Below are 13,085 nucleotides of genomic sequence, written 5' to 3' on the forward strand. Positions count from 1 at the left end.
AAAAGAAAAATCCATGGTAAAGAGGAGCACTTTTATGACAGTAAAATTCATCCAATATCCAAAATGCACAACTTGCAAAAAAGCGCAAAAATGGCTAGAAGAAAATGATGTGCAGTATGAAAATATTCATATCGTTGAGCAAACACCATCCAAAGAACAATTAAAAGCCTATTATGAAGCAAGCGGAATGCCTTTAAAGAAGTTTTTTAACACATCCGGCATGAAATACCGCGAATTAGGATTAAAAGATAAATTGGAGACAATGTCCGAGGATGAGCAATTGGAGCTCCTAGCATCGGATGGCATGTTAATTAAGCGTCCGCTCGTAACAGATGGCAAAAAATTAACATTAGGATTTAAGGAGTCTGACTTCTTAGAAACTTGGAAATAAACAGTGAATCGCATTGTGTTTCCGAACGGAATATGGCAAAATGAACTTGAATGTACTACATATTACTTGGAGGTTTTCAGATGAGCACACCAAAAGAATTGCGTTATTCAAAAGAGCACGAGTGGGTAAAAATTGAAGACGGCAAAGCGACAATCGGTATTACAGACTTCGCACAATCTGAATTAGGGGATATCGTTTTCGTGGAGCTACCGGAAGTTGGCGACGAAATTTCAAAAGATCAGCCATTCGGTAGTGTGGAATCTGTTAAAACAGTTTCTGAACTTTATGCGCCGCTATCAGGCAAAGTTGTCGCAATTAACGAAGAGTTATTGGACAATCCGGAATTCGTGAATGAATCACCATATGGCACAGCTTGGATGATCACTGTTGAATTAACGGAAGAAGCGGAAGTTGAAGAATTAATGGATGCGGACGCATACGCTGCATTAATCGAACAATAATAAGAAAAGGCAGGGTTAAAAGAAGCAAACTTTTAACACCGCCTTTTTTTGGTAATGGGAGAGTATAAGTTTTTCAAGGGAATCCACATAAGGATAGACATCTCTTTGCGCAAAATAAGTTTTTCTTATGAATAATAAAGTATCCTGCAAGATGCGACATCAATGCGCGCTATTTTGGCATAGAATGTGTTTAATAATTGATGCTATATATAATCGTGATTGTTGAAGGGAGCATGTATGTATGGGAAAATGCATTGTTGTGGAAGGTCGTGCCGATAAAATGAGGTTAGTTCCGATATTGGCTGAAGAAGTGGACATTATTTGCACGAATGGAACAATCAGCGAGGTCGATCTAATTGATTTATTGGAAGACTATGAGCAACATGAAATAGTGACGATGTTTGATGCAGACAAAAATGGTGAAAAGCTAAGAAAAATAATGAAGCGGGCATACCCTGAAGCAAAACAGCTTATCATACCTCATAAATATGTAGAAGTGGAAAAAACACCGGCTGCAATTTTACGGAATTTATTAATACAATCGAAATTTTTAGTTAAAGAAGGATGACAGCACGATGGAACAATGGACAAGACAACAATGGGAACAAAATATGCAGCAATATGGCCAAACCGCATTTTTTGTATATACACCGATGTGCGGCACTTGCGAAGTAGCGGAAAAAATGCTGACAGTGATTGAGAAAATATTACCAGACCTCCCTCTTGGAATGGCAAATATCAATTATTTAGAGGACTTGGCCCACGATTTGAAAATAGAAAGTGTACCTTGTTTAATCGTTTCAGACGACGGAAAAGTGATAAATAAGGTTTACGCATTTAAATCCGTACCATTTTTGTATGAAATATTAAAAAAGTGATTGACGTCTTCTATTTAGCATGTTAAAGTAACATTCATAATAAAAAACTTAATAACGTTGCTCTTATAAAGAGAGGTGGAGGGAAGTGCCCTATGAAGCCCGGCAACCAGCAATTATGCAAAGGTGCCAATTCACACAAAGTTTAAACTTTGAAAGATGAGAGAACGGTTTACCGTATAAATTTATGTGAAACCTTTCTGCTTATCGTGGTAGAAAGGTTTTTTGCTGTTTTGAAATATAAGAAAGCAAAACCTGTTGAAGTTTGCGGGTAGGTTATTTTAAGTAAAAGGAGTACAACCGATGATTGATATACAAAAAATAACGAAAGTATACAAGACGAAAAGCGGCGATCTCACTGCGGTGGACAATGTAAGCTTATCGATCGATAAAGGCGAAATATATGGCATTATCGGCTATAGCGGAGCCGGCAAAAGCACAATGATCCGCTTATTGAACGGATTGGAAAAACCGACGACCGGGGCAGTTACCGTAAACGGGCAAGACATTTCAAAAGCTTCCGGGGCGAAACTGCGGGAAGCGCGCCAAAAAATAAGCATGATTTTCCAGCACTTCAATTTACTTTGGTCGCGTACGGTGGAGGAAAACATTGCTTTTCCACTTGAAATTGCCGGCGTGCCAAAAAATGTACGGGCAAAGCGTGTGGAAGAGCTTATCGAACTGGTTGGTTTAAAAGGCCGTGGTAAAGCTTATCCTTCCCAATTGTCAGGTGGCCAAAAGCAGCGTGTCGGGATTGCCCGTGCACTTGCAAACAATCCTGAAGTGCTGCTATGTGATGAAGCAACATCAGCACTTGACCCTGAAACGACGGATGCGATTTTGGAGCTGCTTCTTAATATAAATAAAAAAATCGGATTAACAATTGTACTCATTACACACGAAATGCATGTCATCCGCAAAATCTGCAACAGAGTGGCTGTGATGGAAGCAGGGAAAGTAGTGGAGCAGGGCGATGTATTGCAAGTGTTCCAAAACCCGCAAGCACCGATTACAAAAAACTTTGTATCACAAGCATCAGGCGAAACACAGGAAATGCAAGCATCACTTGAACAAATTTTAGCGAACTATCCGGCGGGCAAAATTGCCAAACTGACATTTGCGGGTGCCAAGACGGAACAGCCTGTCATCTCCCAAATGATCAAGCAGTATAACATTGTTGTGAATATTGTCCACGGAAAAATATCAAATACAACAGGCGGCTCGTTTGGGACGCTCTTCATCCATATTGAAGGCGCACAAGCAGAAGTCGCGGATGCACTGAACTTTTTAGCTAAGCAAGAAATTCAAACGGAGGTGATTGAGCGTGTTTAATCAATTATTTCCTAATGTCGATTGGGGCAACATGCTTGACGCGACATACGAAACATTTTATATGACAGCTGTTGCGACAATTATAACATTCATACTCGGAATCATTATCGGGATCGTATTGTTTTTAACAAGCGATAACCAGCTTTGGGCAAATAAAATCGTCCATTTCCTGACAGGCTCGCTCGTGAATATTTTCCGCTCGATTCCATTCATTGTATTAATTATTTTATTGATTCCATTTACGAAGTTTTTGCTTGGGACAATCCGTGGCGCAAATGCTGCATTGCCGGCGCTCATAATCGGGGCAGCTCCATTTTATGCGCGCATGGTATTGATCGCGCTTCGTGAGATTGATAAAGGTGTAATCGAGGCGGCGCGTTCAATGGGAGCGAAAACATCGACAATCATCTGGAAGGTTTTAATCCCGGAAAGCTTGCCTGCATTGGTTTCTGGTATAACGGTAACTGCGGTAGCTTTAGTTGGCTATACAGCGATGGCCGGCATTATCGGTGCGGGCGGTCTAGGGAACCTGGCTTTCCTGGATGGTTTCCAGCGTAACCGGACAGACGTTACGCTTATGGCGACAATATTGATTTTAGTAGTCGTATTCATCATTCAATACATCGGTGATTTCATTACATCGAAAGTAGATAAACGATAGTTAATGGCTTAAAGGCCGTAATTATACAAGTCAGAATTTTACTGAAGCAATGGATAAACGCAAGCTTGAAAGGGCGGGCGTTTTTATATAAAATTTACAGAATATAAAAATTGTTCAGTTTATGATGGCGGAAAACAACTAAGGAATAGGGGTAAAAGAAATGAGAAAATTATTATCTAGCGTTATTTTAGGAGCTTCAGTATTAGCTTTGGCGGCATGCGGCGGCGAGGATGACAAATTGACGGTAGGCGCTTCGAACACGCCACACGCTGTTATTCTGAAAAAAGTGAAACCGATCCTGGAGGAGCAAGGCATTGAGCTGGAAATCGAACCATACACAGATTACGTGTTGCCGAATCAGGATTTGGACAATGGCGATTTAGATGCAAACTACTTCCAGCACATCCCGTATTTTGAAGCGCAAAAAGCAGACTTTGGCTATGACTTTGCAAATGCGGGCGGTATTCATATCGAGCCAATCGGTGTCTACTCTAAAAAATATAATTCTTTGGACGAGCTTCCTGAAGGTGCGACTATTTTACTTTCAAACTCTGTAGCTGACCATGGACGTATGCTTTCATTATTGGAAGCACAAGGATTAATCAAATTAGCTGACGGTATCGATAAAACAACAGCGGAAACGAAAGATATTGTAGAAAATCCGAAAAACTTCGTATTCGATGCAAACACGGCAGCGGAACTTTTAGTGCAAATGTATGAAAATGAAGAAGGCGATGCAGTATTGATCAACTCGAACTTCGCAATTGATAATGGCATTAACCCATTGGAAGATTCAATCGCAATCGAATCAAGTGAATCTCCATATGTAAACATTATTGCAGTTAAATCAGGTGATGAAGATTCAAAGGAAATTAAAGCATTAGTTGAAGCATTGCGCTCGAAGGAAATTCAGGATTTCATTTTAGAGGAATGGGGCGGGTCTGTAGTACCTGTTTCTGGCGAATAAAAATATAGAACCGGGCGAAAGTGCTGCACTTTCGCCCGGTCCTTTTTTAATCATTGAAATCTCGTTAATCGGGAATAAAACTTCGAGACAAAATCTACAAATACTTGTTCGGACGGGGCGAGTTCCCTTGTTGATGATGCGATGATGCCGACTGTGCGCCTTAACGATGGGCTTGCGATCGGCATTTTGACTGTCATGCGCGGTGTTGAGTCATATAGCGAGCTTTCTGGTAAAAGCGTCACCCCGATGCCGGCTGCTACAAGTCCTTTTAATGCATCCATATCTTCCCCCTCGGACGTAATCTTCGGCATAAATCCTACTGACCGGCATGCATCGACTGCCACCTTATTCAAAATATAGCCTTCCGGAAAAAGGACGAAATGGTCATTGCGTAAATCAACTAAATTAATCGATTCCCTTTTCGCCAACTGATGAACCGCGGGCAATAAAGCATGAATGCTTTCACTGAACAGCACGGTCGTATTAATGGCTTCGTCTTTTGGCGGCAAAGGGCCAAGCAATGCTAAGTTCAGCTCGCGGTTTTTAACAGCATCGATTAAATATTTGTACGAACCTTGGCGCAAATGAAAAGAAACGTCCGGATACTCCTTTTTGAATGCAGAAATGACCGTTGGCAATACATAGCTAGCCAAACTAGTCGGGAAGCCCACTTTAATCGTTCCTTTTGCGGGGTCTAAATATTCTTCCACTTGCTTTGCGGCAAAATCAATTGCCTTCAGTGCGGCAATGCTATGCTCCAAAAAAATCTTTCCGATTGGGGTCAGTTTGACATTACGCCCGACACGCTCAAATAGCGCTGTACCAAGTTCTTCTTCCAAGTTGGCTATTTGCCTGCTAATTGCAGATTGCGCAACATGCAAATGCACTGCTGCCTCAGAAATATGTTCCCGTTCCGCTACTTCGACAAAATAGCGTAACTGCCTTAATTCCATAAACTTCACCCCATTCATCTAAAAAGTAGATTGTTTTTTTACTTAACAATATATCGTTTATATTATTTTGAAAACTTTGAAATGTAAATACTTCCTGAAAAACCGGGAAAGAACAATGCTTCAATTGGTCTAAACTTCTATCGGCTATGTCCTTTAATATTTACAGGTGAAAGAGGCGATTCCCTCATCCAAATAAGTGAAATTGATTCTCAATTAAAGGATTGCTATTGAAAATATGAAAAGCTAAATTATTACTATTTAAATAGTAGAAATAAACTGCAGTAAAGCGTTTTCCAGGAATGATAGATTTTTTTTAATTAAAATCATTCTAAACTATTTGCAACCAACATTCATTTCGGGTAAGATTGGTAATGAACTTAATTTGGCGTACAGAAAGTATGCAAATGAATATTTGGAGGTAATTTAATGTCAACATTAGAAATTAAAGATCTTCACGTTGAAATCGACGGAAAAGAGATTTTAAAAGGTGTAAATCTAACTATCAATACAAACGAAGTACATGCGATCATGGGTCCTAACGGTACTGGTAAATCGACATTAGCTTCTGCAATTATGGGTCACCCGAAATATGAAGTAACATCAGGCGAAATCTACCTTGATGGTGAAAATGTATTGGAAATGGAAGTAGATGAGCGTGCACAAGCAGGTTTATTCCTTGCTATGCAATACCCATCAGAAATTCCTGGCGTAACAAACGCTGACTTCTTACGTTCAGCAATTAACGCTCGTCGTGAAGAAGGACAAGAAATCTCATTAATGAAATTCATCCGTGAATTAGATAAAACAATGGAATTCCTGGAAATGCCTGAAGAAATGTCTCAACGTTACTTAAACGAAGGTTTCTCTGGCGGTGAGAAAAAGCGTAACGAAATTCTACAAATGATGATGATCAAACCAACATTCGGTATTTTAGATGAAATCGACTCTGGTTTAGATATCGATGCATTAAAAGTAGTTTCAAAAGGTATTAACGAAATGCGCGGCGAAGGTTTCGGCTGCTTAATGATCACTCATTACCAACGTTTATTAAACTACATCACACCTGACTATGTTCACGTAATGATGCAAGGTAAAGTTGTAAAATCAGGTGGTGCTGAATTAGCACAACGCTTGGAAGCAGAAGGTTATGAGTGGATTAAAGCTGAATTAGGCATTGAAGATACTGAAGAAGTAACAGAAGCATAATTAAGGAGGACGACGAAGATGACGGTTGAAACAAAATTAGCGTTATCAGCAGAAGAAGTACGCTCGTTCTCGCAAAAACATGCTGAACCAGCAACATTTGCTGATTTCCGTGTGAGCGCAATGGAAAAAGCTGCTGCGCTTGACTTACCAAAACCAGACAGAACGAACATTAGCAAGTGGAACTTCATTGATTTCCCGAACCACACAGTAGAAAGCGCTCCATTTAATTCGTTGGAAGAGCTGCCTGTAGAGGTGAAATCAGTAGTTGATATTGAAACACAAGAAAACCTGTATATCCAACGCAACAATACACCGGCGTTCATCAAAGTTTCGGAAGAGCTTATAAACAAAGGTGTCATTTTCACGGATATTCAAACAGCTATTCGTGAACATGCAGATTTGGTGGAAAAATATTTCATGACAACGGCTGTAAAAGTGGACGAGCATAAATTGACGGCTTACCATGCAGCACTTGTCAACGGCGGTATTTTCGTATACGTACCACGCAATGTAGTGATTGAAGCACCACTTCAAGTTGTATTTTTAAATGACGATGCAGAGGCTTCATTATTTAACCACGTGTTAGTAGTAGCAGAAGAATCTTCGGCTGTTACTTATGTTGAAACTTACATTTCTACATTTGATGAAGCACATGGTCAAGTAAACGTTGTAACAGAAGTAATCGCAAAAGATAATGCACAAGTAACATTCGGTGCAGTAGACAACTTGGCACATGGCTATACTGCTTATGTAAATCGCCGTGGACATGCTGAGCGCGATGCGAAAATTGACTGGGCATTAGGTTTAATGACAAACTCAGATACAATTTATGAAAATACAACGAACTTAATTGGCGATAACTCTACTTCTGATTTTAAGATGGTAACTGTAGGTAGCGGAGATCAAAAACTTAACTTCACAACATTAATCCGTCAATGGGGTAAAAATTCCGACGGTCAAATTTTAAAACACGGTGTAATGAAAGATACTGCACAATCAATCTTTAACGGAATTGGTCATATTATGCACGGTGGTACAAAAGCAAATGCAGAACAAGAGTCTCGTGTATTAATGCTTGCTGAAGGTGCACGTGGTGACGCAAACCCGATCCTCTTAATCGATGAAGACGATGTAACAGCAGGACACGCGGCATCTGTTGGACGTGTTGACCCGACGCAACTGTACTACTTAATGAGTCGTGGTATTTCTAAAGCAGAAGCAGAGCGCCTTGTAATTCACGGATTCCTTGCGCCAGTTGTTGCTAAATTGCCAATCGAAGGCGTTAAAAAGCAGCTGACGGAGGTTATCGAAAGGAAAGTTCGATAATGATACCTAAAGACATAAAAAGCTTTTTTCCGATTTTAAATCAGGAAGTCAATGGACATCCATTAGTTTATTTGGATAGTGCGGCAACATCGCAAAAGCCGATCCAAGTAATTGAGGCAATAACAAATTACTATAATTTAGATAACTCCAATGTTCACCGAGGTGTTCATACACTAGGAAACCGTGCAACAGATTCTTATGAAGGCGCGCGCGAAAAAGTCCGCAAGTTCATCAATGCCGCTTCGACGCAGGAAGTCATTTTCATGCGCGGCACAACAACAGCATTGAATACAGTTGCAGCAGGCTATGGCCGCCAAAATGTGCAGGAAGGTGACGAAATTGTCATTACACAAATGGAACACCATTCCAACATTATCCCGTGGCAACAGCTTGCAAAAGAAAAAGGCGCAGTATTGAAATACATTGACCTTGAAGCAGACGGCACAATTTCCGTTGAAAAGGCACGCGAAGCAATTACGCCAAAAACGAAAATTGTTTCAATGATGTATGTTTCGAATGTATTGGGGACGATTAATCCGATTAAGGAAATCGCTAAAATTGCGCATGAAAACGGTGCAATTATGGTAGCAGACTGTGCACAGGCGGCACCACATATGAAGCTTGATGTACAAGATTTGGATGTGGACTTCGCAGCATTCTCAGGGCATAAAATGTGTGCTCCTACCGGAATTGGTGTACTATATGGTAAAAAGGCGCTTCTTGAAAACATGGAACCGGTTGAATTCGGTGGCGAAATGATCGATTTCGTAGGTCTTTACGAGTCGACATGGAAAGAGTTGCCGTGGAAGTTTGAAGGCGGCACACCAATCATTGCAGGTGCAATTGCATTGGGGGCGGCAATCGACTTTTTGGAGGAAATCGGCTTGGACAATATCGCGGCACACGAGCATAAGCTGGCGGGCTATGCGATGGATCAATTGGAAACGATTGATGGTTTGACGATTTTCGGACCACGTGATCCGATGAAACGCTGTGGACTCGTGACATTCAATCTAGATGACGTGCATCCTCATGATGTTGCGACAGTATTGGATATGAGCGGGATTGCTGTTCGTGCGGGACATCATTGCGCCCAACCTTTAATGAAATGGCTTCAAGTAACGGCGACAGCACGAGCAAGCTTCTACATGTACAACGATGAAGCTGATATTGATGCGCTTGTTGCTGGTTTGCGCTCAGCGAAGGAGTATTTTGGCGATGTCTTTTAATAATTTAGATCAACTATATCGTTCCGTAATTATGGACCACTATAAAAACCCTCGTAACAAAGGGTCTCTTGAAGAAAACAGTGTGACAATCGATATGAATAACCCTACTTGCGGTGACCGTATCCATTTAACATTGAAGCTTAACGATGATGTCGTGGAAGATGCAAAGTTCGATGGGGAAGGCTGTTCAATCTCCATGTCTTCAGCATCAATGATGACGCAGATCGTTAAAGGCAAAAAATTGGACGAAGCTTTGGAACTGGCTGATATTTTTTCGAAAATGATGCTGGGCGAAGATTTTGACGATGAAAAATATGATCTTGGGGATGTCGAAGCACTTCAAGGCGTAGCAAAATTCCCGGCACGTATTAAATGCGCTACATTAGCTTGGAAAGCGATGGAAAAAGGCGTAAACAACGAAAAGAAATAAATAGTAGTAAGGCTAAAGTGTGTTTTATGCACATTTTAGCACTTCTCTATTTATATCCAGGTCAAAGCGCTAGCTGTTCGGACGTTTCGATTCCTTCCTGCGTGTGCGAGCACACTTGTCAGGACTCTCCAACGTCTCAGGCTCACACGATGTGAGTCATTGGGGTCATGCCACAGGACGTGGCGTTTTGACCCCTCACAGCTGAACGAGCGCTTGAACACTTTAAGATAATGAACGGAGGAGACAACATGGCTAAAAAAATGCCTGAAATCGGCGATTACAAGTATGGTTTCCATGATAAGGACGTATCAATTTTCCGTTCTGAACGTGGACTTACAGCAGATATCGTTCGTGAAATCTCAAGTATGAAGGAAGAGCCACAGTGGATGCTAGACTACCGCTTAAAAGCTCTTGAAAAATTCTATGAAATGCCAATGCCTCAATGGGGCGGTGACCTGGCGTCATTAAACTTCGATGAAATTACGTATTACGTAAAACCATCTGAAGCAACTGAACGCTCTTGGGATGAAGTACCTGAAGAAATCAAAGCAACATTTGATAAATTAGGTATCCCGGAAGCTGAACAAAAATATCTTGCAGGTGTATCTGCTCAGTATGAATCTGAAGTAGTTTACCACAACATGAAACAAGACCTTACAGATTTAGGTATTGTCTTCAAAGATACTGATTCAGCATTAAAAGAAAACGAGGAAATCTTCAAAAAACACTGGGGTACAGTAATCCCTTATACAGATAACAAATTCGCAGCATTAAACTCTGCAGTTTGGTCTGGCGGTTCATTTATTTATATGCCTAAAGGCGTTAAATTAGACACACCATTACAAGCATACTTCCGTATTAACTCTGAAAACATGGGTCAATTCGAACGTACGCTAATCATCGTGGACGAAGATGCATCTGTACACTACGTAGAAGGTTGTACAGCGCCTGTTTACACAACAAACTCTCTACACTCGGCTGTAGTAGAAATCATCGTTAAAAAGAACGCTTACTGCCGTTACACAACGATTCAAAACTGGGCGAACAACGTATATAACCTTGTTACAAAACGTACAGTTGTTGAAGAAAACGGTACAATGGAATGGATTGACGGAAACATCGGTTCAAAATTAACAATGAAATACCCTGCATGTATCCTTAAAGGTGAAGGCGCACGTGGTATGACCTTATCAATTGCCATTGCAGGTAAAGGTCAACACCAGCACGCTGGTGCGAAAATGATTCACTTAGCACCAAACACATCTTCAACAATCGTTTCAAAATCGATTGCTAAGCAAGGCGGTAAAGTTACGTATCTTGGTCAAGTAAAATTCGGTAAAAATGCTAAAGGTGCACGTTCGAACATCGAGTGTGATACATTAATCATGGATAACGAATCTACTTCTGATACAATTCCGTACAACGAAATATTAAATGATAACGTATCTTTAGAGCACGAAGCAAAAGTTTCAAAAGTATCTGAAGAGCAATTATTCTACTTAATGAGCCGTGGTGTTTCTGAAGAAGAAGCGACAGAAATGATTGTAATGGGCTTCATCGAGCCATTCACGAAAGAATTGCCGATGGAATATGCAGTAGAAATGAACCGTCTGATCAAGTTCGAAATGGAAGGTTCAATCGGATAAATAAAATTCAAGCACTTGCCTCCCAAAAATGGGGGCAAGTGTTTTTATTTTGGATTTACTGTATTATATTGGTAAATGATTTCTGCTTAATGGATAATTATTAAGTTTGGTTTGGAAGGGGATGAAAGGATTGGAAAAGAAGCGAGACTTATCGAACTTAGGCGGAATTCTAAAAATGAATAGAATACAGCAAGGGATAACACAGGAAGAAATGAGTTTAGGGATATGTACACCTTCGTATTTAAGCAGAATAGAAAATTCTAATGTTACAGCAGATTTGGAAATCTACGAATTACTTTTTCAAAAATTAAATATTGATTTAAGTGCAAAGCAACAGGAAAGTGAAAACATTAATGAAAAATTAGAAGCTCTTTATACTGAGCTGCTAATGAATAAAAAACCTGATGAAGCCACATTGGAAGTATTGGAAGCATTTGAAAATCCTTTTCTTGAAAGCGAATTTCATTTGAAGAGAGGATTAGTGTTAGGGAGATATTTAATTTATTTAGGAAAATACGAAGAGGCAAAAATAAAAATTAATGCAATTGGCAAAACTATTAAAGCGACGAACTCCAGAAATTACTTCTTGTTTATCAATATTGCGATATTGCTGTCCTACTTGACAAATGAATATCAACATTCATATGGGGTAGTTCAAACAACAATAGATAATAGCGATTTTTTCAAGTATGACAGTGATTTTGAAGTTGCCTGCTATTATTTTAATGCTGCATTGGTAGCTAGTAAATTATACAAATATCAGAATTCTATTGATTATTGTACGTTAGCCCTAGATTATTTTGAGAATCTTTACAAACCTTCACTTGATTTTAAATGCCATCTCTTATTGGGGATAGCGAGAAATAACTTATATCATTTTACGGCAGCAGAGGAGCATTATTTAATCTGTAATAATATATTGGAGAATATACAAGAAGCAAAAAATTCGAATAATTTCAATATGTTATATACGAATCTCGGCTACTGTAAGGAATGTCAGGAAGATTTCGAGCAGGCGATTGTCTATTATTTGAAAGCCATTGACTATGAAGCTGATGCGGAAGTATACATAAATTTAGTGAGATGCAATTTTAAAGTAGGAAAATTTAATGAAGCAGTAAAGTATTTGAAAGTGATTCAGAAATTTGAAACTTTAACTATAAAAATACAACACCAAGTAAATATATTTTCAATATTGCTGGCAGAGGATTCATCAAGTAGGCTTACGGAGCTGACTAAAATAGATAAGGATGCAATGAAATATTTTGAAAACAAAAAGTTATATGTGTGGGGAGAATTTTACGCTAAAATATTGGCAAATTTTTATAAGGAAATGTATATGTATAAAAAATCCAGCCATTATTTTGAAAAAGCACTTAAGTTTCAAAAGTAGAGATAATTCGCAAGCTCATTAATTTACTATTAATTAAATAAGCTTTTCCATTAAATATGTGAACAATAATATTTTTGAAGCTATGGTAGAATTAATTTATAAAAGTTCAAAGGCGTATTTATATGACAAATAATACACGTACTTTAAAAAAGCATAAATAAATGAGCACAATATATCCTGAAAAGATATTTTGTGCTTTTTTTATAAAGAGAAAG

Annotated in this window: 14 protein-coding genes and 1 riboswitch; of the genes, 13 read left to right on the plus strand and 1 reads right to left on the minus strand. The window is 39.3% G+C overall.

Going from position 1 to position 13,085, the window contains the following annotated elements:
• Positions 1 to 34 precede the first annotated feature (34 nt).
• The 7 genes from ACTHOQ_RS06725 to ACTHOQ_RS06755 all read left to right on the plus strand — a co-directional run bounded on the left by ACTHOQ_RS06725 (position 35) and on the right by ACTHOQ_RS06755 (position 4,687).
• Positions 35 to 391: an arsenate reductase family protein gene (locus tag ACTHOQ_RS06725; protein WP_440495009.1), complete on the plus strand. Its 357-nt coding sequence runs from the start codon at positions 35 to 37 to the stop codon at positions 389 to 391.
• A gap of 80 nt (positions 392 to 471) precedes the next feature.
• Positions 472 to 852, plus strand: a complete 381-nt coding sequence (gene gcvH / locus ACTHOQ_RS06730; RefSeq protein ID WP_440495011.1) for a glycine cleavage system protein GcvH — start codon at positions 472 to 474, stop codon at positions 850 to 852.
• Between the two features lie 241 nt (positions 853 to 1,093).
• The gene (locus ACTHOQ_RS06735; protein ID WP_440495012.1) at positions 1,094 to 1,420 is read left to right on the plus strand and encodes a toprim domain-containing protein; all 327 of its coding nucleotides are present in this window, start codon (positions 1,094 to 1,096) and stop codon (positions 1,418 to 1,420) included.
• A gap of 7 nt (positions 1,421 to 1,427) precedes the next feature.
• Positions 1,428 to 1,730 (plus strand): thioredoxin family protein, encoded by a 303-nt coding sequence (locus tag ACTHOQ_RS06740; RefSeq protein WP_440495014.1) that lies wholly within the window; start codon positions 1,428 to 1,430, stop codon positions 1,728 to 1,730.
• 60 nt (positions 1,731 to 1,790) lie between these two features.
• Positions 1,791 to 1,893, plus strand: a riboswitch (SAM riboswitch).
• Between the two features lie 137 nt (positions 1,894 to 2,030).
• The gene (locus tag ACTHOQ_RS06745; protein ID WP_440495015.1) at positions 2,031 to 3,059 is read left to right on the plus strand and encodes a methionine ABC transporter ATP-binding protein; all 1,029 of its coding nucleotides are present in this window, start codon (positions 2,031 to 2,033) and stop codon (positions 3,057 to 3,059) included.
• Positions 3,052 to 3,720 carry a methionine ABC transporter permease gene (locus tag ACTHOQ_RS06750; protein ID WP_440495016.1) on the plus strand — a complete coding sequence of 223 codons (669 nt, stop codon included), beginning with the start codon at positions 3,052 to 3,054 and terminating at the stop codon, positions 3,718 to 3,720. The genes ACTHOQ_RS06745 and ACTHOQ_RS06750 overlap by 8 nt, the downstream gene beginning before the upstream one ends.
• A gap of 160 nt (positions 3,721 to 3,880) precedes the next feature.
• Positions 3,881 to 4,687 carry a MetQ/NlpA family ABC transporter substrate-binding protein gene (locus ACTHOQ_RS06755; protein ID WP_440495017.1) on the plus strand — a complete coding sequence of 269 codons (807 nt, stop codon included), beginning with the start codon at positions 3,881 to 3,883 and terminating at the stop codon, positions 4,685 to 4,687.
• Positions 4,688 to 4,737: 50 nt separating this feature from the next.
• On the opposite strand, the gene gltC is transcribed toward ACTHOQ_RS06755, so the two are convergent.
• Positions 4,738 to 5,640: a glutamate biosynthesis transcriptional regulator GltC gene (gltC, locus tag ACTHOQ_RS06760; protein ID WP_440495018.1), complete on the minus strand. Its 903-nt coding sequence runs from the start codon at positions 5,638 to 5,640 to the stop codon at positions 4,738 to 4,740.
• A gap of 426 nt (positions 5,641 to 6,066) precedes the next feature.
• On the opposite strand from gltC, the gene sufC reads away from it, so the two are divergent.
• The 6 genes from sufC (at position 6,067) to ACTHOQ_RS06790 (ending at position 12,870) form a co-directional block, all read left to right on the plus strand.
• Positions 6,067 to 6,846 (plus strand): Fe-S cluster assembly ATPase SufC, encoded by a 780-nt coding sequence (gene sufC, locus ACTHOQ_RS06765; protein ID WP_350479496.1) that lies wholly within the window; start codon positions 6,067 to 6,069, stop codon positions 6,844 to 6,846.
• Positions 6,847 to 6,864: 18 nt separating this feature from the next.
• Positions 6,865 to 8,172 carry a Fe-S cluster assembly protein SufD gene (gene sufD, locus ACTHOQ_RS06770; protein ID WP_440495019.1) on the plus strand — a complete coding sequence of 436 codons (1,308 nt, stop codon included), beginning with the start codon at positions 6,865 to 6,867 and terminating at the stop codon, positions 8,170 to 8,172.
• Complete coding sequence (locus ACTHOQ_RS06775; RefSeq protein ID WP_440495020.1) at positions 8,172 to 9,401, plus strand: cysteine desulfurase; 1,230 nt, start codon at positions 8,172 to 8,174, stop codon at positions 9,399 to 9,401. The genes sufD and ACTHOQ_RS06775 overlap by 1 nt, the downstream gene beginning before the upstream one ends.
• Positions 9,391 to 9,831 carry a Fe-S cluster assembly sulfur transfer protein SufU gene (gene sufU / locus ACTHOQ_RS06780; protein WP_340716086.1) on the plus strand — a complete coding sequence of 147 codons (441 nt, stop codon included), beginning with the start codon at positions 9,391 to 9,393 and terminating at the stop codon, positions 9,829 to 9,831. Before ACTHOQ_RS06775 ends, sufU begins: the two co-directional genes overlap by 11 nt.
• Before the next feature lie 248 nt (positions 9,832 to 10,079).
• Positions 10,080 to 11,477 carry a Fe-S cluster assembly protein SufB gene (sufB, locus tag ACTHOQ_RS06785; protein WP_079524187.1) on the plus strand — a complete coding sequence of 466 codons (1,398 nt, stop codon included), beginning with the start codon at positions 10,080 to 10,082 and terminating at the stop codon, positions 11,475 to 11,477.
• 130 nt (positions 11,478 to 11,607) lie between these two features.
• Positions 11,608 to 12,870, plus strand: coding sequence for a helix-turn-helix domain-containing protein (locus tag ACTHOQ_RS06790; RefSeq protein WP_440495023.1), 1,263 nt, complete (start codon positions 11,608 to 11,610; stop codon positions 12,868 to 12,870).
• Positions 12,871 to 13,085 lie beyond the last annotated feature (215 nt).

This window comes from Solibacillus silvestris (assembly GCF_051967575.1).
In the GTDB taxonomy this organism is placed as follows: Bacteria; Bacillota; Bacilli; order Bacillales_A; family Planococcaceae; genus Solibacillus; species Solibacillus silvestris_B.

Excerpts from the sequence above, each read along its gene's own strand:
- ACTHOQ_RS06725 (WP_440495009.1), top strand. The coding sequence starts at position 35 with ATGACAGTAAAATTCATCCAATATCCAAAATGCACAACTTGCAAAAAA.
- gcvH (WP_440495011.1), top strand. The coding sequence starts at position 472 with ATGAGCACACCAAAAGAATTGCGTTATTCAAAAGAGCACGAGTGGGTA.
- ACTHOQ_RS06735 (WP_440495012.1), top strand. The coding sequence starts at position 1,094 with ATGGGAAAATGCATTGTTGTGGAAGGTCGTGCCGATAAAATGAGGTTA.
- ACTHOQ_RS06740 (WP_440495014.1), top strand. The coding sequence starts at position 1,428 with ATGGAACAATGGACAAGACAACAATGGGAACAAAATATGCAGCAATAT.
- ACTHOQ_RS06745 (WP_440495015.1), top strand. The coding sequence starts at position 2,031 with ATGATTGATATACAAAAAATAACGAAAGTATACAAGACGAAAAGCGGC.
- ACTHOQ_RS06755 (WP_440495017.1), top strand. The coding sequence starts at position 3,881 with ATGAGAAAATTATTATCTAGCGTTATTTTAGGAGCTTCAGTATTAGCT.
- gltC (WP_440495018.1), bottom strand. The coding sequence starts at position 5,640 with ATGGAATTAAGGCAGTTACGCTATTTTGTCGAAGTAGCGGAACGGGAA.
- sufC (WP_350479496.1), top strand. The coding sequence starts at position 6,067 with ATGTCAACATTAGAAATTAAAGATCTTCACGTTGAAATCGACGGAAAA.
- sufD (WP_440495019.1), top strand. The coding sequence starts at position 6,865 with ATGACGGTTGAAACAAAATTAGCGTTATCAGCAGAAGAAGTACGCTCG.
- ACTHOQ_RS06775 (WP_440495020.1), top strand. The coding sequence starts at position 8,172 with ATGATACCTAAAGACATAAAAAGCTTTTTTCCGATTTTAAATCAGGAA.
- sufU (WP_340716086.1), top strand. The coding sequence starts at position 9,391 with ATGTCTTTTAATAATTTAGATCAACTATATCGTTCCGTAATTATGGAC.
- sufB (WP_079524187.1), top strand. The coding sequence starts at position 10,080 with ATGGCTAAAAAAATGCCTGAAATCGGCGATTACAAGTATGGTTTCCAT.